This is a genomic window from Amycolatopsis sp. cmx-8-4 (assembly GCF_046548675.1).
Taxonomy (GTDB): Bacteria; Actinomycetota; Actinomycetes; order Mycobacteriales; family Pseudonocardiaceae; genus Amycolatopsis.
The window spans coordinates 1-17,920 of record NZ_JAEBDZ010000050.1 but is presented as its reverse complement, the minus strand read 5'-3'; the positions used below and the strand labels follow the sequence as shown (position 1 = coordinate 17,920).

The following is a 17,920-nucleotide window of genomic DNA, read 5'->3' as shown; positions in this document are numbered from 1 at the left end:
GGCTTCGAAAGCCATGGCGAAACTCATGTCCGTGCACCACTTGGCGCTGACCGTGACCGACGTCGACCGCAGTGTGCCGTGGTACGCCCGGGTCCTGGACCTCGAGGAGGTCACCCGGCGCGAAGAGCCGGACACGGGACTGCGGAAGGTCGTGCTGCGCTCCGCCGGGGACGAGTTCTCCGTCGTGCTGGTGCAGCACGCCGACACCGGCAGACGCGGCTTCGACGAACGCCGGACCGGGCTGGACCACGTCGCGTTCAAGGTGGGTTCGGTGACCGAGCTGGTCGAGTGGGAGGACCGGCTCGCCGAGTTCGGCGTCTCCTACCTGCCGGCCGCGCCGTCCCGGACCTTCGAGGGATCCCAGGTGGTCGTGTTCCGCGACCCCGACGGCATCCAGCTGGAGATCTGGGCCGACCCGGAACTCTGAGTCAGGCGCGCGCGTCGTCCGTCTCTTCGGCCTTTTCGACGGGACGGCGCATTTCCTGGCGGTAGCGCAGCACGCCGTACGCGGTCCCGAACACGAAGAACGCGACGCTGGCCCAGAGCGCGGCCGTCTTCAGCCATGGCAGCACATCCAGCAGGCCGGCGCCGTAGTAGCCGAGCAGCACGAGCGTCGGCACCCAGAGCAGCCCGCCGAGCGCCGTCGCCAGCATGAACCGGCGCGGGTCCATCCGAGCGGCCCCGGCGATGAGCGGCGCGAGCGTGCGGATCCACGGGATCCACCGCGCGGCGACGATCGCGAAGAAGCCCCGGCGGTCCAGGAACTCCTGCGCGCGCTCGAGGCTCTGCCGGTTGAGCACCTTGCCGTCGCGCCGCGCGATCAGCTTGGAGCCACCGGTGCGCCCGATGTAGTACCCGATCTGGTTGCCGAGCACGGCGACGATCAGCGCGGCGCCCGACAGCAGCCACGCGTTGAGGTCCGAGCCGTGCTGGGCCAGCACCACCCCGGCGCCGAACAGCAGCGAGTCACCGGGCAGGAACAGCCCGATGATCAGCGCGCATTCGACGAGCACGAAGCTCAGCACGATCACCCAGACGAGCACGGGCCCGGCGGTGTCCAGCCAGCTCACGCCGACGCCCGCGGCCTCCACGCTCACGACGTTCACCCCCGAAGCCTACGTGCCCCAGGTGAACGCTCCGCGGCCAACGACCGAATCGACCTCTCCGGAATTTCACCTCGCACGAACGGTAAAGGCCCCCTCACCACGGGTGAGGGGGCCTTCGACGAGGGTTCTCAGAACTGGGGCAGTGACTCGCCCTGGACCGCTTCGATGTCCAGCTCGACCTTCACCGTCGTGCCGACCGCCGCGACGCCGGCGCGGACCATCGCGCTGTAGTTGATCGCGAAGTCGTTGCGGTGCAGCTGCGTCTCGGCGTGGAACGCGACGCGGACGCCGCCCCACGGGTCCGGGCCCCAGCCGCCGTAGGTCAGCTCCAGCTCGATCTCGCGGCGCTCGCCGTGCAGCGTCAGGTCGCCGACCAGCGTCCACGAGTCCACGCCGCGCTGGCGCATCCCCCGGCTCGCGAACGTGATCACCGGGTGGACGTCGACGTCGAGGAAGTCCGGCGACCGCAGGTGGTCGTCGCGCATCCGGATGCCGGTGTCGATGCTCGCCGCCTTGATCTCGGCGTGCACCGACGACTGCTCGGCCGGACGGCCGATCTCGAGCCGGCCCGACACGTCCGGGAACCGCGCCTTGATGCTCGCGATGCCCAGGTGGCGGGCGGTCGCGACGACCGACGAGTGCATCGGGTCGATCGTCCACGGCCCGGCGGGCGGCAGGTCGATCGCCTCGGCGACCGGGGCCAGCACGACGTCGCCGAGCGAGCCGGAGCCGTCCGAGGCGATCTGCGCCATCCGGGCGACCGGGGTGTACCCGGCCGCCGTGACGACGGCGGTGTAGGTGCCCGGCGCGAGCGCGTCGGTGGCCACCTCGCCGCGGACGTCGGCCGCCTGCCGCGAGACCTGGCGCCCGGCCGGGTCCGTGACGGTGAGCACCGCATGCTCCACCGCCCAGCCCTCGGCCGTGCGCAGGGTGGCGCGCAGTCCGGTCATGACCGGTCGACCAGCTCGTCGAGGGCCTGGTCGTAGCTCAGCCGGACGTCGTGGTCCGCTTCGCCACCGGTCAGCTCCACCTGGCTGGTCGCCGGCGGGTAGCCGCTCGCGACCACGGTGTACGCGCCCGCGGGCAGGTCGCTGACCAGGTACCGGCCTTCGCTGTCGGTCCGGGCCACGGCGGCCACGTTGCCTTCGGGGTCGAGCACGGTGATCCGCGCGTCCGGGACGATCCGGTCGCCCTCGGTCCGCGCGGTGCCCGCGAGGAGCACCGAGCTGGCCAGCTCGACGTCGTGGCGCAGCACGCCGCTGTCCGGCACGGTGAGCGTCACCGCGACGGGCCGGTAGCCCGGGCCGCTGGCGACCAGGGTGTAGGCCCCGGCGCCGACGCCGATGAAGGCGTAGGTGCCGTCCGCGGTCGTGATGAACGCGCCGTTCACCTCGCCGCGGCTGTCGGTCAGGGTGACCGTGACGCTCGCCAGCGGCGAGCCGGTGGCGGCGGCCTTCACGGTGCCGGTCAGCTCGCCGGACCCGGTGAGCGTGACGTCGACCGTCGAGGGCCCGTTGCCGATCACGACGCTGGAGGCCTGCGGCTGGTGGCCGTGGGCCGACACGATCAGGACGTACGCGCCCGGGCCCTGGCTGGGCACCGAGTAGCTGCCGTCGGCCGATCCGGTGGCCCGCGCGACCTGGCGGCCGCGCTGGTCGATCAGGGTGAGCGCGGCGCCCGGGACGTGGCTGCCGTCCTGGCGGCGCACGTGCCCGACGACCGGCACGCCACCCGCGCCGACCGGGGTGTCGATTTCGGCGTCCGAGATCGAGTTCGTGATCGGCAGCGCGCCCGACACGGCCTGGTAGTCACCGTGCCCGTTGCTAAGCGCGTGCTTCCCGCCGCCCACGAGCGCCGGTTCGCGGTCGAGCGGGCGGACCGGCTCGACGATCTCGGTGGGCGCGTCCGCGAAGTCGTCGGCCTCGTCGGCATCGGCGTCGAGGAACGCTTCGCCGCCTTCGACCGCCGCCGCGGCGGGGTTCATCCCGGCCAGCGGGATCTCCTTCATGAACAGCAGCACCACGGTGGCCAGCAGGGCCACCGCGCCCGCGACGTAGAACACCGTGGTGATCGACTCGGTGAAGCCGATCAGCACCGGGGTCTTGATCGCCTCGGGCAGGTCCTGGATGCCGCTGGTGTTCTCGGACAGGTTGGCGACCCCGGCACCCGCACCCGCCGGCAGCTTGCCGCCGAAGGCCTTGGTGATGTTCGGGCCCAGCGTGTTGAACAGGATCGTCAGGAAGATCGCGACACCGGCGGTACCACCGATCTGGCGGAAGAACGTCGCCGACGCGGTCGAGGCGCCCATGTCGCTGCGCGGGCCGGCGTTCTGCACCGCGATGACCAGCGTCTGCATGCACTGGCCGAGCCCGAGGCCGATGATGGCCGCGGCGACCAGCGGGTGCCACAGCGCCGAGTTGTACTCGACCTGCGCGAAGAAGAACGCGCCGACCGCGATCAGCAGGGTGCCGAGGATCGGGAAGATCTTGTAGTGCCCGGTCTTGGACGTGATCCGGCCGGAGACGATCGAGCTGGTCATGATGCCCGCCATCAGCGGCAGCATCAGCAACCCGGACTCGGTCGGCGTGTAGCCCTGCACGACCTGCATGAACTGCGGGATCATCGTGATCGCGCCGAACATCGCCACACCGACGATGACACCGCCGATGATCGCGACGGTGAACGTCGAGTTCTTGAACAGCCGCAGCGGGATGAGCGCGGCGTCCTTCATCATCCGCTCGATCAGGATGAACGCGATCACGCCGACGCCGCCCACGACGTAGCAGAGGATCGCCTTGCCGTCGCCCCAGCCCCACTTCTGGCCCTGCTCGGCGACGATCAGGAACGGCACGACCGCGACGACGAGCGCCAGCGCGCCCCACCAGTCGATCTTCTGGTCGTGGCGCTCGTGCGGCACGTTCAGCACCTTCGCCACGACGAACAGCGCGATGATGCCGATCGGGACGTTGATCAGGAAGACCCAGCGCCAGCCGGAGATGCCGGCCAAGGTGTCGAAGCCGGCGAAGAAGCCGCCCAGCACCGGGCCCAGCACGGTCGAGAGACCGAACACGGCGAGGATGTAACCCTGGTACCGCGGGCGTTCCCGCGGCGGGACGACGTCACCGATGATGGTCATGGCCAGCGACATCAGACCACCGGCGCCGAGGCCCTGGACCGCGCGGAACGAGGCCAGTTCGTACATCGACGTCGAGAAGCTCGAGGCCAGCGAACCGGCGACGAAGATCGTGATCGCGGCCAGGTAGAACGGCTTGCGGCCGTAGATGTCGGACAGCTTGCCGTAGATCGGCGTGACGATCGTCGAGGTGATCAGGTACGCCGTGGTGGCCCACGCCTGCAGGTCGAAGCCGTGCAGGTCGTTGGCGATCTTGACGATCGACGTACCGACGATCGTCTGGTCGAGCGCCGCCAGGAACATGCCGCACATCAGCCCGCTCAGGATCGTGACGATCTGGCGGTGGCTCAGCTGCGGCAAGGCCTTCGACGGCAATGGCAGATCGGGTTTTTCGACGGTGGTGCTCATGCAGTGGCCCCCTTGGCCGGTGCAGCGGTCGGCGCCTGCGCGTCCGCCAGCTGTGGAGAGTGTTTCTCGATACCTGTGTTGAGCCGGCCGAAGAGCCGGTTGAGGTTCTGGCGGTCCGTTTCCGACCAGTCCTCGAGCACTTCGGCCAGCCACTGATTGCGTTGCTTGCGGTTCTCTTCGAACACCCGGAGGCCCTCGGCTGTCGGCGCGAGCAGGCAGGCCCGCCCGTCCTCGGGGTCGGCCTGGCGCTCGACCAGGCCGTGCTGGACGAGCGAGCTCGACTGCCTGCTGATCGTCGAGATCTCGGCGTGCAGCGACTCGGCCAGCCGGCTGGTGCGCTGCGGGCCCTCGTGGATGAGGGTGAAGAGGATCGCGTAGGCCGCCCGCTCGATCCCGTCCGGTCCCTGCTTGGAGACCTGGGACTTCGCCTTGTTGATCAACCGGATGAAGCGCACGAGCTCATGGCCGAGCGAGTCGGCCAGATCCAGTTCGGCCCGTGGCCGGGCTGCTGCTGAGCTGTTGGGTGCCATGGTTGGTCCTCACGCGGCTTTGGTTGGCGGCTGCAACTAGTTGCCTCAGGCAAGGATGTGCCTTCGCGGACGGTTCTGCAAGCGAGGACCGGCTCGATGTGTCACAACACACTTTAGTTGCCGTATGCAAGCAGATTCCCGTGCCCCAGTTTGTCGCTTATGGGCGGTTCGAGGGCGCTGAGCTGCGCTTATGGGTGACACCCGGCCGTGTGAGCGCGTCCTCCGGACTGCGGAACAACGACGGCGCCGACGGGTTGGAAGGGGTATGACCGACGACACAGCGTTGAGGGAATTCATCACCGCGCGCCGCCACGGCGTCCTGGCCACCATCCGCCGCGACGGCCGGCCGCAGCTGTCCACCATCACCCACCTCTACAACCCGGAGACGGACACCGTCACCGCGTCCATCACCGAGACCCGGGCGAAGACGAAGAACATGCGCCGTGACCCGCGGGTCACCTACCACGTGGGCAGCGAGGACGGCTGGAGCTACGTGGTCGCCGAGGCCCGCGCGGAGCTGACGCAGCCGGCCGCCGCGCCGGACGACGCGACCGTGGAGGCGCTGGTCGACTACTACCGCCGCGCGGCGGGTGAGCACCCGAACTGGGACGAGTACCGCGAGGCCATGGTCACCGACCAGCGCGTCCTGCTGACCCTGCACTTCGACAAGGTCTTCGGCGTGATCCGCTGACCTGGGCGTGTCCTGAAGGGCACCCTCATGGCTTGTTCGTCCCTGAAGGTGCCCTTCACGGCATTGCGCGAACCGGGCGGATTCGAAAGAAGATTTCCGCAGTGCGGACTATCCGGGCTTACCATGAAGTCATGAGCGACGAAGCTTTGGTCACCCGGCTCCGCGACCTGCTCGGCAAGAGCGCCGTGCTCACCGACTCCGACGTCACGGCGTCGTACTCGCGCGACATGATGCCGCTCGCGCCCTCCGGGGTGCCGCTCGCCGTGGTGCTGCCTGAGAACACCGAGCAGGTGCAGGCCGTCGTGAAGGCCTGTGCCGCGGCGAAGGTGCCGATCGTGCCGCGCGGGGCCGGGAGTGGTCTCTCCGGTGCCGCGAACGCCATCGACGGCTGCGTGGTGCTCGCGCTGACCAAGCTCAACGAGATCGTCGAGATCGACGCGGGGAACCGGCTGGCCGTCGTGCAGCCCGGGGTCGTCAACCTGGACTTCCGCAACGCCGTCGAGAAGCACGGCCTCTTCTACCCGCCGGACCCGTCGAGCTACGACTGGTGCACCCTCGGCGGCAACCTCGCCACCAACGCCGGCGGCCTCTGCTGCGTGAAGTACGGCGTCACCACCGACTCCGTCCTCGGCCTCGAGGTCGTCCTGGCGGACGGCGAGATCCTCCGGACCGGGCGCCGGACCGTGAAGGGGGTCGCCGGGTACGACCTCGCCCGGCTGTTCGTCGGCAGCGAGGGCACGCTCGGCGTCATCACGCAGGCGACCGTGCAGCTCAAGCCGCTGCCGCAGGCGCCCGCGACGTTCGTCGCGGGCTTCAGCAGCACCGAAGCCGCCGGTGAGGCCGTCGCGCGCGTCGTCCGCGAAGGGCTCGTGCCGTCACTGCTGGAGATCATGGACGCGTCCTCGATCAAGGCGTCCGAGGCCTACCTCAAGACCGACCTCGGCGCGGGCTCGGACTGCCGGGCCCTGCTGCTCGGCCAGTCCGACGCCGGCGGCGAGGTCGCCCGCCGCGAGCTGGCCAAGCTCGAACAGATCTGCGTCGACTGCGGGGCCGACCTCGCGTACACCACCGAGGACCTCGAAGAAGGCCGGATGCTGCTGCAGGCCCGCCGGGTCGTGCTGACGGCCCTGGAGACCTACGGCCTCTGGCTCACCGACGACGTCTGCGTGCCGCGCACCCGCATCGCCGAGCTCATCCGCGGTTGCGAGAAGGTCAGCGAGGACGTCGGCCTGCGGATCGCCGTGGTCGGGCACGCCGGCGACGGCAACATGCACCCCACGATCGTCTACCGGCCCGACGACCCGGACGAGTTCGCCCGCGCTCAGCGCGCGTTCGACGAGATCCTCGAGATCGGGCTCTCGCTCGGCGGCACCGTGACCGGCGAACACGGCGTCGGCAAGATCAAGCGCGAGTGGCTGGAACGCGAGATCGGCCCGGTCGGGATGCGCGTCCACCGGGAGATCAAGCGGGCCCTCGACCCGGAGAACCTGTTCAACCCGGGCTCGATGTTTTCGATGACCTGATCTCGCAGAACGGCGAAGGGCCCGCACCGCCGACCGGTGAGGGTCCTTCGCCGTCTACGAAAGAGTCAGTCCTTGATGCGCGGGATGCGCTGCGTGACCTCGGGGTCGGACGACGCCATCGTGGCCGACGACTTCTTCTCGCGCCGCGACTTGAGGTACTCGAACAGGATCGGGACGACCGAGACCAGCACGATCAGCACGAAGATCGAGTCGACGTTGTTCCGGATGAAGCCGATGTTCCCGAGCAGCGAGCCGAGGATCGTGATGCCCGCAGCCCACAGGATGCCGCCGATGACCGTGTACGTGAAGTAACGCTTCGGATCCATCCGGCCGATGCCGGCGATCCAGGTGATGAACGTCCGGACGAAGGGCACGAACCGGGCCAGCACGACCGCCTTGGGGCCGTGCTTCTCCAGGAACTCGTGCGTCTTGTCGATGTACTCGCGCTTGAAGAACTTCGAGTCCGGCCGGTTGAACAGCTTGGGCCCGGCGAAGTAGCCGAGGTAGTAACCGACGACGTTGCCGAGCAGTGCCGCGACCGTGACCAGCACACACACCAGCCACAGCGATGCGTCGAGGGTGCCGTTCGCGATGAACAGGCCGGCGGTGAACAGCAGGGAGTCACCGGGCAGCACCGGGAAGACACTGCTCTCGATGAAGATGATCAGGCACAGCACCGCCAGGACCGGCGTAGTCAGGCCGCTCAGCAAGTGCTGCGGGTCCAGCCATGACGGCAGCAGCGACATCGTGTTGACCGTGCTCTGGGCGAGAATCACCTCAAAAACGGTACAGGGTCACCCTGAGTGCCTGATAAGACCCGTTCAGACCAGGGTGAGCAGGCCGACCACGGACCCCGCGGCGAGGCCCAGCAGGACCGCCAGCATCAGGATCCAGTACGCCGGGAGCTGCGCGCCGGACGACGCCGGCTGCCGGACGGTCTCCGGCTCCGGGCGCGGGGTGAACGTCGTGGGCGCGTCGGCGTCGACGTCGTCCAGCGCCGCGCGTTCCCGCTCGAGGGAGTCCGCACTGGCGCCGGAAAGCAGCCCGTACGCCGAGGGCAGCTCGGCGGGGGTGGCCAGCGCGTCCGTGGGCACGGCGTCGGTACCCGGCTCGGAGTCCCGGGCCGGGGTGGGCGACACCTGCGGGGCGAAGACGGCTTGCGCGCGAAGGGCGTCCGCCAGCAGCTGCTCGGGGTCCTTCGGCTCGCTCATCCCGCCCGTCTCCTCGAAGTTGAAATCAGGTGCTCAAGGTAGCCGTTCCCACCTCGGCGACCCATTGTCCCCGCCGCAGCACCTTGGCCGGCCGCAGGTCCGTGTCGAGCACGACGATGTCCGCCACCTTGCCCGGCGTGAGCGAGCCGGTGCGGTCGGCGATGCCGAGCAGCTCGGCGGGCCGCAACGACGTCGCGTGCACGGCGTCGAGGATGCCGAGTTTCGCACCGTTGAGGAGGTTGCGGAAGGCGGTGTCCATCGTCAGGGTGCTGCCGGCCAGCGAGCCGTTGTCCGCGAGGGTGGCGACGCCGTCGTGCACGTCGACCTCGAGCCGGCCCAGCGTGTAGCGGCCGTCGGCGGCGTCGGTGGCCGACATCGCGTCGGTGATGAGCACCGTCCGGTTGCGCCCGGCGTGCTTGGCCGCCAGCCGCACCACGGTCGGGTGCAGGTGCACCAGGTCGCAGATGAGCTCGATGGTGATGCGCTCGTCGTCCAGCAGCGCGCCGACCGGGCCGGGCTCGCGGTGGTGCAGCGGGCGCATGCCGTTGAACAGGTGCGTCGCGACGCTCGCGCCGGCGTCGATCGCCGGCAGCAGCTGCTCCTCGACGCCGTCGGTGTGCCCGATAGCGGCGATGACGCCCGATTCGGCCAGCTGGCGGACGGCCTTCACGCCGCCGTACAGCTCGGGGGCGATGGTGACCATCCGGATCGCGCCCTGGCCGGCCCGCAGCAGCTTGTCGACCGTGCCCGTGTCGGGCTCGAGCAGCGTCTCCGGGTCGTGGGCCCCGCAGCGGGCCTTCGAGATGAAGGGCCCCTCCAGGTGGATGCCCGCGACCTCGCCGTCCTGGACGATCTCACGCAGCGCGGCGACCTGCTCACGCAGGATGTCCACCGGATCGGAGACCAGGCTGGCGAGCATGGTCGTGGTGCCGTGACGGCGGTGCGCCCGCACCGCCGTCAAAAGCTCCTCGGGATCGAGGGAGGTGAACGAAGCACCTCCCCCGCCGTGGCAGTGGGTATCGACGAATCCAGGTACGACCAGTGCCCCGCCGACGTCCACGTGCTCGCCGGACGGCGGGGTCCCCGAACCCACGCCGGCGATCCGCCCGTCGGAGACGGCTACCCAGCCGTCGTCGAGTACACGGTCCGGGGCGGCCACCCGGCCGCCCATGATCACGAAATCTCCGGCGCCTCTCACACACCCCAGCATATATTGGTCTGGACCAAGCATGGTGATACGACTCAGTGATCGGGATGGTCCACCCGGGTCACTGTGGGGCCTGCATGGCCTTCTGGAGGGCCTCGAGCGCCCGGCTGGCGGTCGACTTGACGGTACCCTTCGAAATGCCTGCGGCCTCAGAGATCTCGGCTTCGCTCAGCCCGCCGTAGTAGCGCAGCACCAGCACCTCGCGCTGGCGGGGCGGCAGCTTGGACAGCGCGCTGACCACCGCCTGGTGCTCGCTGGAGAGCATCGCGAGGCTCTCCGCGGACCGGGCGTTGACCGCGTGCGGCGGCACGTACTCCCGGGCGGTCTTGCGGCGGCGCAGCACGCTGCGCGACCCGTTGACCACGGCGGTGCGCAGGTAACCGACAGCGGCGGCGGCGTCACGCAGCCGGCCCCAGTTGCGGTGCAGGCCGGTGAAGGCCTCCTGGACCACGTCTTCCGCGGTCGCGGGCTCGTCCACCAGCAGAATCGCCAGCCGGACCAGCCGCATCCGGTGCTGGCGGTAGAGGTCTTCGAGGTTCAGCGGCGCCGGCGTCTGCGCCGGCGCCGGCCCGTCCATGACCCGCAAGTGGCCGAGGGTCGCCTCGACACTGCGTTCCGCATTGCCTTCGAGCATGAACCCCTGCCTGTCCTCGACCCCGGTTTGCACGGTGTGCCGCGTCAGCAGGTTCACGGTATTCACAGCGCTCACACAGGTACTGACGCACACCTAGCCTATCGGGTTGGCCCCGCGTCGCCAGCGTTCGGATGCTGGGACACAGAGTAGCGTCGGTCGCATCCCGCCCGTCCGAGCACGGAGATCCACATGGCCTGGTACCTCGTCGAAATCACCTACGTCCAGGAGAAACTGCAGGAGGTGCGGCCCCGCCACCGCGAGTTCCTGACCAAGCTCGCCGAAGAGGGCCGCGTCGCGGTCGCCGGCCCGCTCGGCGACGGCACCGGCGGCGTCACGCTCTACCAGGCCGACGACGAGGCGCACCTGCAGGAGACGATCGGCAAGGACCCGTACTACCTGGAAGGCGTCATCGCGCAGCGGTCGGTCCGCGAGTTCAAGCCGGTGATCGGCGCCTGGCTGCCCGAGGGCTCATAACTCCAGCACGGCGGGGCCGCGGTCGACGCAGATCCGCATCGATCCGCCGTCGGCCGTCGGCACCGCGCAGGTCCCGCAGAAGCCCTGGCGGCACGAATACGGCGTGTCGGGCAGTGCTTCGCGGACGACGTCGAGCGCGGACCGGTCGCCTGGGACGTCGAGCACCCGGCCGGACCTGCGCAACGTGAGCGTGAACGGCGCGCCCGCCACGATCGGCGGCGGCGCGAACCGTTCGAAGTGCACCGCGCCCGTGGTCAGGGCCAGGTCCACCCGGAGGCCGGCGATCATCGGCACCGGACCGCAGCAGTACACCGAAGCGCCGTCCGGCATGCCGTCGAGGAGTTCGGCGCCCGAGGCCGGGACGCCGTACTCCGTGTCCGGGCGGATCCGGACGCGGTCGTAGTGCGCGAGTTCGTCCAGGAACGGCATCGACGCCCGGCTGCGTCCGGTGTAGACCAGCCGCCAGTCGGCTTGTGCCGCGGCCGCGCGGTGCACCATCGGCAGGATCGGCGTGATCCCGATCCCGCCGGCGACGAACCAGAACGGCCCCTCGCCGACGAACGGGAACGCCGTCCGCGGCCCGCGCACGGTGACCCGGGTACCTGCCCGCAGCGCGTGGACCTCGGCCGACGCGACGCCGATCCGCCGGACGGCAATGCGGTAATGGTCGTTTTCAGTCGGGTCGCCGCACAGGGAGTACTGCCGGACCAGGCCCGACGGCAGGACGAGGTCGATGTGCGCGCCGGGCCGCCAGCTCGGCAGGGGCGCGCCGCTGCCGAGGCGCAGGCTCACGACGCCCTCGGCTTCGGGACGCACCGCTTCGACCGTCAGCGGCAGGTTCCGGTCGACCGCCCGCACCGGCGGCCGCCGCTTCCCGCTGACCTGCGAGAGCCTGCGGTAGGCCCCGACCACGCCGACCAGCGTGGACATCAGCCGATCGGGCCGGTCGCTGCCGTCCAGCCGGGTGGGGCGCCCGAGGGTCACCCCGCCGCCCGCGCGGCGGGCGAAGAAGCCAGGTAGGCCACGGCCTGCTCGGTGTTGCCGGTCTCGGTCGGGTGGTACGACTTCCGGAAGTACGGCCGGATCTCGCGCAGCAGCTCGCGCCCGGTCGGCAGCAGGCCCTTCTTCGCCGCTCGCCGATAGCCCCGGAGCGACGCGCGGCCCGGGCGTGTCGGGTCGTTGCGCATCAGGAACCGCGTGCCGCGGGCGAACACCCACGCCAGCACCGGCGTCACCGCGGCCATGCTGCGCACGCGGCGGGTGTAGCGGCCGTCGAGGTGCGTGAACAGGTCGTAGGCGACGGACCGGTGTTCGACTTCTTCCGCGCCGTGCCAGCGCAGCAGGTCGAGCATCACCGGGTCCGCGCCGGCTTCGGCGAGCGGCGCGTCGAGCACCCACTGGCCGAGGAACGCCGTGTAGTGCTCGATCGCGGCGATGATCCCGAGCCGTTCGATCAGCCACTCCTCGGCGGCCTGGCCGGTGAGGTCGCGGTCGCCGAGCAGCTTCCGGAACAGCCACTCCATCTGCGCGATGTAGGGCCGCACGCGCACACCCGCGGCCTCCAGGTGCGCGGCCGCGCCGTCGTGCGCCTCGGCGTGCACGGCTTCCTGGCCGATGAAGCCGAGGACGTCCTCCTTGAGCCGCTCGTCGCGGATCAGCGGCACCGCCTGCTTGAACACCTCGACGAACCAGCGTTCGCCCTCGGGCAGCGCGAGGTGCAGCACGTTGATGGTGTGCGTGGCCTGCGGTTCGCCGGGGATCCAGTGCATCGGGAGGCTCGCCCAGTCGAAGTGGACGTCCCGGGCGTGCAGGACGACCTGCTCAGCGCCCTCGCCGGTTATTGCGCACGACCGGAAAGCTCGTAGTCGGCGGGGTCCACCTTCCGCGTCTCCAGCCAGTAGCGCCAGGTGAAGCCCGGCCAGATGGTCCGGTTGACGCCCTTGGCGTCGAGGTACCAGCTCTTGCAGCCGCCCTGCGTCCAGACGCCCTTGACCAGCTTGTCCTGGATCTCGCGCTGGAACTCGTCCTGCACGCCCGGCCGGACGTCGATGGCGGCGGCCTCGCGGGAGTCGGCGAGCTTGATGGCGTCGACGACGTAGCGCGACTGCGACTCGATCATGAAGACGACGGAGTTGTGGCCCAGCGCGGTGTTCGGGCCGAGCAGGAAGAACAGGTTCGGGAAGCCGGACACGGTGATGCCCTTGTGCGTCCGCATCCCTTCGGCGGCCCACTCCTTGGCCAGGTTGCGGCCGTCGACGCCGGTGATGTCCAGGTACTCGAGCGCGTCGGTGACCTTGAAGCCGGTGCCGTAGACGATCGCGTCGACCTCGTGCTCGACCCCGGCGGCGTCGACGATCGAATGCGCCTTGACCTCCTTGATCCCGGCGGTGTTCACATCGACGTTCGGCCGGTCCAGCGCCGGGTAGTAGTCGTTGGAGATCAGGACGCGCTTGCAGCCCATCGTGTAGTCGGGCGTGACCTTCTTGCGCAGCGCGCGGTCCTTGATGCCCTTGGTGATGTTCCGCTTGGCGATCAGCTCGCCGGCCTTCATGACGCCCGGGTGGCCGTTGAAGCCGATGGCGCGGGCTTCGAGGACCCAGTAGAGCGCGTTGCGGTAGGCGCGCTGGGTGCCGGGGACGCGGCGGAACAGCGTCCGCGCCCACTCCGGCATCGCGTGGTCGGGCTTGGGCATGATCCACGGCGGCGTCCGCTGGAAGAGCGTCAGCTCGGCGACGTCCGGGGCGATCTTCGGGACGAACTGGACCGCGCTGGCGCCGGTGCCGACGACGGCGACGCGCTTGCCGCGCAGGTCGTACTCGTGGTTCCACTGCGCGGAGTGCCAGGTCTGGCCCTGGAAGTCCGCGATCCCGGGCAGCTCGGGGACCTGCGGGATGTGCAGGCCGCCGACGCCGGAGACGAGGAACTGCGCGGAGAACTCCCGGCCGTCCTTGGTCGTCGCCGTCCAGCGGCGCTCTCGCTCGTCCCAGTGCGCGCCGGTGAGTTCCACGCCGAAGCGGATCTTCTCGCGCAGCCGGTACTTGTCCGCGACGCCCTTGAGGTAGCCGAAGATCTCCGGCTGCGGCGAGAACGACCGCGACCAGTCCGGGTTCTGCTCGTAGGAGAACGAGTACATGTGCGACTGCACGTCGCAGGCGCACCCGGGGTACGAGTTGTCGCGCCAGGTGCCGCCCACCTCGGTGGCCTTCTCCAGGATCACGTAGTCCCGGATGCCGGCCTTTTCGAGCTGGATCGCCTGGCCGAGCCCGGAGAACCCGGTGCCCACGATCACGACCTTGAACCGCTCGGTCATCTGTCGGCCTCCGCTGCGCTGGGGGTCCTGCCGCAGATGACGTTACCTCAAGTAACAGTTACTTGGAAGTACTACCTACCCGTTAGTACAACCCGCCGAGCTTGGTGTGGTCCCAGCTGACGATCTTCGTCGGGCGGAAGATCAACCCGACCCGCTTGGGGGCCTGACCTGCGATGAAGCCGCTCAGCTCGGACGGTACGGGGTCGCCCGGCTTGGCGCCCGCGTAGCGCTGCATGAGCGTGATCCCCATCCGGGTGACTTCCCCGGTGTCCTCGACGAGCTCGACGTCGGCCTCCAGCGAGACGCCGCGGAGCTTCTCGTAACTGTCGCCGTCCTCGATGAGCACGGTCGCCTCCGGCAGCCGCTGCAGGTTCTTCGCCTTCTGCGACGTGCCGTACGTCCAGGTCGCGACGCCGTCCTCGTGCGGGTAGTACCAGAGCGGCGCCAGGTGCGGGCGGCCGTTCGGGCCGACGCTGGCGACGTTGATGACCTTCTGCTCGGCGAAGAACGCGCGGACCTCGTCCTCGGTCATCCTGATCTGGTCGCGACGTGACATCCGCAGCTCCTACGACTTGGTGGTGGCCGCGCGGCCGCCGTGCCCGGTGACCGCGGACTCGAACGCGCCGCGGGCCTCGATGTCGGCGAGCGCGGCCCTGTCCGCCGAAGGTACCCGGCTGCGGGACCCGATTTCGATGATCGGCGGCAGGAACGCGCGGAACAGCTTGAGCCCGCCGACCCAGCGCGGCACGTGGATCGTCCTGGCGTGCTTGAGGATCCCGGCTTCGAGGTCGTCGAGCGCGACGTCGAGCGGGTAGGTCTTGCCGATCAGGCCGGGCATCGACGAGCGGAGCTTGCCGAACACCGGGTGCGCGTCGGCGCTCTCGACCAGGTCGGTGCGGATCCACGTCGGGTGCGCGACGCCGACCTTGACGCCCAGGTGGGCGACCTCGGCGCGGAGGCTGTTGGAAAACGCCTCGACGCCGGCCTTGGCCGCGGAGTAGTTCGCCATGCCCGGCGCGTGCGTGATCGCGGCGAGCGACGAAATGGCCAGCAGGTAGCCCTTGCGGTCGATGACGTGCGGCAGCGTGACGCGGAACGTGCGCCAGACGCCGAGCAGGTCGACCTCGATGACCTTCTCGAACGCGGCCCGGTCGACCGAGCGGACGAAGCCCGCCGTTGCGATGCCGGCGTTCGCGATGACGATGTCGATCCCGCCGAAGTGCTCGACGACCCCGGCGGTGGCCGCTTCGAGCGCGTCCCAGCTGGTGACGTCGGCTTCCCAGGACTTCGCGTTGGCGCCGATGCGGTCGGCGACCTTCTGCTGCTCCTCGGCTTCGAGGCCGACGAGGGCGACCTTCGCGCCGCGCGCGGCGAGGCGCTCGGCCAGGCCGGCTCCGATGCCGCGGGCGGCGCCGGTGATGAGGACGACTTTGCCGTCGACCTTCTTGGTGCCGCTCAACAGCGAAAACGGGTTGGCCACGGTGCCCTCCTGGACGTCGCACGTCGCTTCTGAAGGGCACCGTACCCCAACTTACCCGCAGTAAGCTACCCAGGAGTAGGCGTCACTTTCATAGGGAAAGATGCGTTTGAGGGCCCCTGGACGCATCTTTCATAGCGAAAGTGACGCTACTTCGTCTGTAGTCAGGTCGAGCGTCACCGACGCGATCAGGTCGGTGAGCTGCTCGGGCGTCCGGGCGCTGGCGATCGGCGCGGCGACCGTCGGCTGCGACCGCAGCCAGGCCAGCGACACCGTGGCGACCGAAACGCCGCGTGCCTGCGCGATTTCGTCCAGCGCGGCGAGCACGCGCTCACCGTGGGCGTCCAGGTAGGACGACGCGCGGGCGGCACGCGGGCTGTCGACCGTCTCGTCCTTCGAGCGGTACTTGCCGGTGAGGAACCCCTTGGCGAGGGCGAAGTACGGCAGCGTGGCCAGGCCTTCGCGCTCGACGAGCGGCGCGAGGTCCTGCTCGTAGTCGCGCTCGACGAGGTTGTAGTGCGGCTGCAGCACGGCGTAGCGCGCGAGGCCGTTCTTGTCCGAAATGGACAGTGCCTCGGTCAGCCGCTCGGCGCTGTAGTTGGACGCGCCGAGGTAGCGGACCTTGCCCGCGCGGACCAGGGCGTCGAACGCGGTGAGCGTCTCCTCGAGCGGGGTGTCCGGGTCGTCCAGGTGCGCGTAGTACAGGTCGATGTGGTCGGTTTGCAGGCGCCGCAGCGAGTCCTCGGCCGCGGCCTCGATGTTCTTCGCCGAGAGGCCCGGCCTGCCGTCCCACATGCCGACCTTGGTCGCGACGACGACGTCGTCCCGGTTGCCGCGCGCGGCAAGCCAGTTGCCCAGGATCTCCTCGGAGCCGCCGCCCCCGCCGTAGAGGTCGGCGGAGTCCACGAAGTTGCCGCCGGCCGCGGTGTAGGCGTCCAGCACGGCGAAGGACTGCGGCTCGTCCGCCGTCCAGCCGAAGACGTTGCCGCCGAGGTTGAGTCCGTACACGTCGAGGTCGGTGTTGCCCAGCTTGGTCATGTCACCACGCTAGCTTTCCCGCGAACTGGGAGGGTGGGAGGAAAACCGCCGTCCCACGCGTTGGAGTGTTCCATGGCAATCGAACTGGGCAAGCTCGGAATCTGGCGGTACCACGGGAACGTCGACGCGAAGTTCGCGGCCGACGCGGAGGAGCTCGGCTACGGCGCGATCTGGCTGGGCGGCTCACCCGGCGGCGACCTGGCGCACGTCGACGACCTGCTCGCCGCGACGGACTCGCTGGTCATCGCGACCGGCATCGTGAACATCTGGCAGGACGAGCCCGCGGACATCGCGAAGGCCTACCACCGGATCGCCGGGAAGTTCCCGGACCGCTTCCTGCTCGGCGTCGGCGCGGGGCACCGCGAGGCGACCAAGGAGTACAAGAAGCCGTACGCGGCGCTGGTCGACTACCTCGACGGCCTCGACGCGGCGGGCGTCCCGGTCGACGGCCGGGCACTGGCCGCGTTGGGCCCGAAGGTCGTCAAGCTGTCCGGCGACCGCACCGCCGGCGCGCACCCGTACCTGACGACGCCGGCGCACACGCGCGACACCCGCGAGATCCTCGGCGCGGGCAAGCTGCTGGCCCCGGAGCACAAGGTCGTCGTGTCGACCGACGTCGCCGAGGCCCGCGCGATCGGCCGCAACACCGTGAAGTACTACCTCGGGCTGTCGAACTACGTCGCCAACCTGCGGAAACTCGGCTTCACGGACGAGGACCTCGAAGGCGAGGGCAGCGACCGCCTGATCGACGCGCTGGCCCTGCACGGCGACGCCGACACGGTGGCCCGCGGCCTGGCGGCCCACCTGGAGGCGGGCGCGGACCAGGTGGTCGTCCAGGTCCTGAACGAGGACCCGTGGCCGGCGTACCGCGCGCTGGCGGCGGCGCTGCGCTGAGTGCGTGACGCCCGTCCGGCCGCCGGTTCCGCCGGTGGCCGGACGGCTTCCTTCTGAACCGATCCCACGTGCGCGGAAGTTTCGGAGCGGGGACCGGTGTGCGGCGGCGGTACACCTCGTACGATGCGGTCGGGACCCATCCCTGCCAAGGAGGAATACCGATGCCCATCGCGACCCCCGAGGTCTACGCGGAGATGCTGGACCGGGCCAAGGCGAACGAGTTCGCCTACCCGGCCATCAACGTGACCTCGTCCGAAACCGTGAACGCCGCCATCCGCGGCTTC

Annotated in this window: 20 protein-coding genes; 6 read left to right on the top strand and 14 right to left on the bottom strand. The window is 69.9% G+C overall.

The features are described 5' to 3' along the window. Window positions 1-13 precede the first annotated feature (13 nt). A complete protein-coding gene (locus tag ACLJQZ_RS46555) occupies window positions 14-427 on the top strand; it encodes a VOC family protein (protein WP_410627950.1) in 414 nt (137 codons plus the stop codon). A gap of 1 nt (window position 428) precedes the next feature. Here ACLJQZ_RS46555 and ACLJQZ_RS46550 read toward each other — a convergent pair whose 3' ends face one another. From ACLJQZ_RS46550 to ACLJQZ_RS46535, 4 genes are all read right to left on the bottom strand, one after another. Next, on the bottom strand, window positions 429-1,106 hold the full coding sequence (locus ACLJQZ_RS46550; RefSeq protein ID WP_410627948.1) for a DedA family protein: 678 nt from the start codon (window positions 1,104-1,106) through the stop codon (window positions 429-431). Between the two features lie 128 nt (window positions 1,107-1,234). Then, window positions 1,235-2,056 (bottom strand): YceI family protein, encoded by an 822-nt coding sequence (locus ACLJQZ_RS46545; protein ID WP_410627947.1) that lies wholly within the window; start codon window positions 2,054-2,056, stop codon window positions 1,235-1,237. Next, a complete protein-coding gene (locus tag ACLJQZ_RS46540; RefSeq protein ID WP_410627945.1) occupies window positions 2,053-4,647 on the bottom strand; it encodes an MFS transporter in 2,595 nt (864 codons plus the stop codon). The genes ACLJQZ_RS46545 and ACLJQZ_RS46540 overlap by 4 nt, the downstream gene beginning before the upstream one ends. Continuing rightward, the gene (locus ACLJQZ_RS46535; RefSeq protein WP_410627944.1) at window positions 4,644-5,177 is read right to left on the bottom strand and encodes a MarR family winged helix-turn-helix transcriptional regulator; all 534 of its coding nucleotides are present in this window, start codon (window positions 5,175-5,177) and stop codon (window positions 4,644-4,646) included. The genes ACLJQZ_RS46540 and ACLJQZ_RS46535 overlap by 4 nt, the downstream gene beginning before the upstream one ends. A gap of 265 nt (window positions 5,178-5,442) precedes the next feature. Here ACLJQZ_RS46535 and ACLJQZ_RS46530 point away from each other — a divergent pair, with 265 nt between their 5' ends. Next, entirely contained in the window at window positions 5,443-5,868 is a 426-nt protein-coding gene (locus ACLJQZ_RS46530; RefSeq protein WP_410627942.1) for a PPOX class F420-dependent oxidoreductase, read from the top strand. Between the two features lie 131 nt (window positions 5,869-5,999). Beyond that, on the top strand, window positions 6,000-7,391 hold the full coding sequence (locus tag ACLJQZ_RS46525) for an FAD-binding oxidoreductase (RefSeq protein WP_410627940.1): 1,392 nt from the start codon (window positions 6,000-6,002) through the stop codon (window positions 7,389-7,391). 65 nt (window positions 7,392-7,456) lie between these two features. Here ACLJQZ_RS46525 and ACLJQZ_RS46520 read toward each other — a convergent pair whose 3' ends face one another. From ACLJQZ_RS46520 to ACLJQZ_RS46505, 4 genes are all read right to left on the bottom strand, one after another. Continuing rightward, the gene (locus tag ACLJQZ_RS46520) at window positions 7,457-8,167 is read right to left on the bottom strand and encodes a DedA family protein (protein ID WP_410627939.1); all 711 of its coding nucleotides are present in this window, start codon (window positions 8,165-8,167) and stop codon (window positions 7,457-7,459) included. A gap of 45 nt (window positions 8,168-8,212) precedes the next feature. After that, a complete protein-coding gene (locus tag ACLJQZ_RS46515) occupies window positions 8,213-8,602 on the bottom strand; it encodes a hypothetical protein (RefSeq protein ID WP_410627938.1) in 390 nt (129 codons plus the stop codon). Window positions 8,603-8,627: 25 nt separating this feature from the next. Next, the gene (gene nagA / locus ACLJQZ_RS46510; RefSeq protein ID WP_326951713.1) at window positions 8,628-9,779 is read right to left on the bottom strand and encodes an N-acetylglucosamine-6-phosphate deacetylase; all 1,152 of its coding nucleotides are present in this window, start codon (window positions 9,777-9,779) and stop codon (window positions 8,628-8,630) included. 91 nt (window positions 9,780-9,870) lie between these two features. Further along, window positions 9,871-10,443: an RNA polymerase sigma factor gene (locus ACLJQZ_RS46505; RefSeq protein WP_360667468.1), complete on the bottom strand. Its 573-nt coding sequence runs from the start codon at window positions 10,441-10,443 to the stop codon at window positions 9,871-9,873. Between the two features lie 189 nt (window positions 10,444-10,632). Between ACLJQZ_RS46505 and ACLJQZ_RS46500 the strand changes: the two genes are divergently transcribed. After that, window positions 10,633-10,917, top strand: coding sequence for a YciI family protein (locus ACLJQZ_RS46500; RefSeq protein ID WP_410627936.1), 285 nt, complete (start codon window positions 10,633-10,635; stop codon window positions 10,915-10,917). Here the strand turns inward: ACLJQZ_RS46500 and ACLJQZ_RS46495 are convergent. The 6 genes from ACLJQZ_RS46495 to ACLJQZ_RS46470 form a co-directional block, all read right to left on the bottom strand. After that, on the bottom strand, window positions 10,912-11,847 hold the full coding sequence (locus tag ACLJQZ_RS46495; RefSeq protein WP_410627989.1) for a PDR/VanB family oxidoreductase: 936 nt from the start codon (window positions 11,845-11,847) through the stop codon (window positions 10,912-10,914). The genes ACLJQZ_RS46500 and ACLJQZ_RS46495 overlap by 6 nt on opposite strands. 50 nt (window positions 11,848-11,897) lie before the next feature. Continuing rightward, window positions 11,898-12,758 carry a metal-dependent hydrolase gene (locus tag ACLJQZ_RS46490; RefSeq protein ID WP_410627987.1) on the bottom strand — a complete coding sequence of 287 codons (861 nt, stop codon included), beginning with the start codon at window positions 12,756-12,758 and terminating at the stop codon, window positions 11,898-11,900. Further along, window positions 12,755-14,227 (bottom strand): flavin-containing monooxygenase, encoded by a 1,473-nt coding sequence (locus ACLJQZ_RS46485; protein WP_410627934.1) that lies wholly within the window; start codon window positions 14,225-14,227, stop codon window positions 12,755-12,757. Before ACLJQZ_RS46485 ends, ACLJQZ_RS46490 begins: the two co-directional genes overlap by 4 nt. Before the next feature lie 82 nt (window positions 14,228-14,309). Next, window positions 14,310-14,783, bottom strand: a complete 474-nt coding sequence (locus tag ACLJQZ_RS46480; protein WP_410627932.1) for a pyridoxamine 5'-phosphate oxidase family protein — start codon at window positions 14,781-14,783, stop codon at window positions 14,310-14,312. A gap of 9 nt (window positions 14,784-14,792) precedes the next feature. After that, complete coding sequence (locus tag ACLJQZ_RS46475) at window positions 14,793-15,707, bottom strand: SDR family oxidoreductase (protein ID WP_410627931.1); 915 nt, start codon at window positions 15,705-15,707, stop codon at window positions 14,793-14,795. 129 nt (window positions 15,708-15,836) lie between these two features. Then, a complete protein-coding gene (locus ACLJQZ_RS46470; protein WP_410627930.1) occupies window positions 15,837-16,742 on the bottom strand; it encodes an aldo/keto reductase in 906 nt (301 codons plus the stop codon). Between the two features lie 72 nt (window positions 16,743-16,814). On the opposite strand from ACLJQZ_RS46470, the gene ACLJQZ_RS46465 reads away from it, so the two are divergent. Then, window positions 16,815-17,636: an LLM class F420-dependent oxidoreductase gene (locus ACLJQZ_RS46465; protein WP_410627928.1), complete on the top strand. Its 822-nt coding sequence runs from the start codon at window positions 16,815-16,817 to the stop codon at window positions 17,634-17,636. A 161-nt stretch (window positions 17,637-17,797) separates the two neighbouring features. Further along, a partial coding sequence (locus tag ACLJQZ_RS46460; RefSeq protein ID WP_410622291.1) for a class II fructose-bisphosphate aldolase occupies window positions 17,798-17,920 on the top strand: 123 nt, incomplete at its 3' end.

Bases quoted from the DNA above. Each gene is read 5' to 3' on its own strand.
- ACLJQZ_RS46555 (WP_410627950.1), top strand. From the start codon at position 14: ATGGCGAAACTCATGTCCGTGCACCACTTGGCGCTGACCGTGACCGAC.
- ACLJQZ_RS46545 (WP_410627947.1), bottom strand. From the start codon at position 2,056: ATGACCGGACTGCGCGCCACCCTGCGCACGGCCGAGGGCTGGGCGGTG.
- ACLJQZ_RS46540 (WP_410627945.1), bottom strand. From the start codon at position 4,647: ATGAGCACCACCGTCGAAAAACCCGATCTGCCATTGCCGTCGAAGGCC.
- ACLJQZ_RS46535 (WP_410627944.1), bottom strand. From the start codon at position 5,177: ATGGCACCCAACAGCTCAGCAGCAGCCCGGCCACGGGCCGAACTGGAT.
- ACLJQZ_RS46530 (WP_410627942.1), top strand. From the start codon at position 5,443: ATGACCGACGACACAGCGTTGAGGGAATTCATCACCGCGCGCCGCCAC.
- ACLJQZ_RS46525 (WP_410627940.1), top strand. From the start codon at position 6,000: ATGAGCGACGAAGCTTTGGTCACCCGGCTCCGCGACCTGCTCGGCAAG.
- ACLJQZ_RS46515 (WP_410627938.1), bottom strand. From the start codon at position 8,602: ATGAGCGAGCCGAAGGACCCCGAGCAGCTGCTGGCGGACGCCCTTCGC.
- ACLJQZ_RS46505 (WP_360667468.1), bottom strand. From the start codon at position 10,443: ATGCTCGAAGGCAATGCGGAACGCAGTGTCGAGGCGACCCTCGGCCAC.
- ACLJQZ_RS46500 (WP_410627936.1), top strand. From the start codon at position 10,633: ATGGCCTGGTACCTCGTCGAAATCACCTACGTCCAGGAGAAACTGCAG.
- ACLJQZ_RS46495 (WP_410627989.1), bottom strand. From the start codon at position 11,847: ATGTCCACGCTGGTCGGCGTGGTCGGGGCCTACCGCAGGCTCTCGCAG.
- ACLJQZ_RS46485 (WP_410627934.1), bottom strand. From the start codon at position 14,227: ATGACCGAGCGGTTCAAGGTCGTGATCGTGGGCACCGGGTTCTCCGGG.
- ACLJQZ_RS46480 (WP_410627932.1), bottom strand. From the start codon at position 14,783: ATGTCACGTCGCGACCAGATCAGGATGACCGAGGACGAGGTCCGCGCG.
- ACLJQZ_RS46470 (WP_410627930.1), bottom strand. From the start codon at position 16,742: ATGACCAAGCTGGGCAACACCGACCTCGACGTGTACGGACTCAACCTC.
- ACLJQZ_RS46465 (WP_410627928.1), top strand. From the start codon at position 16,815: ATGGCAATCGAACTGGGCAAGCTCGGAATCTGGCGGTACCACGGGAAC.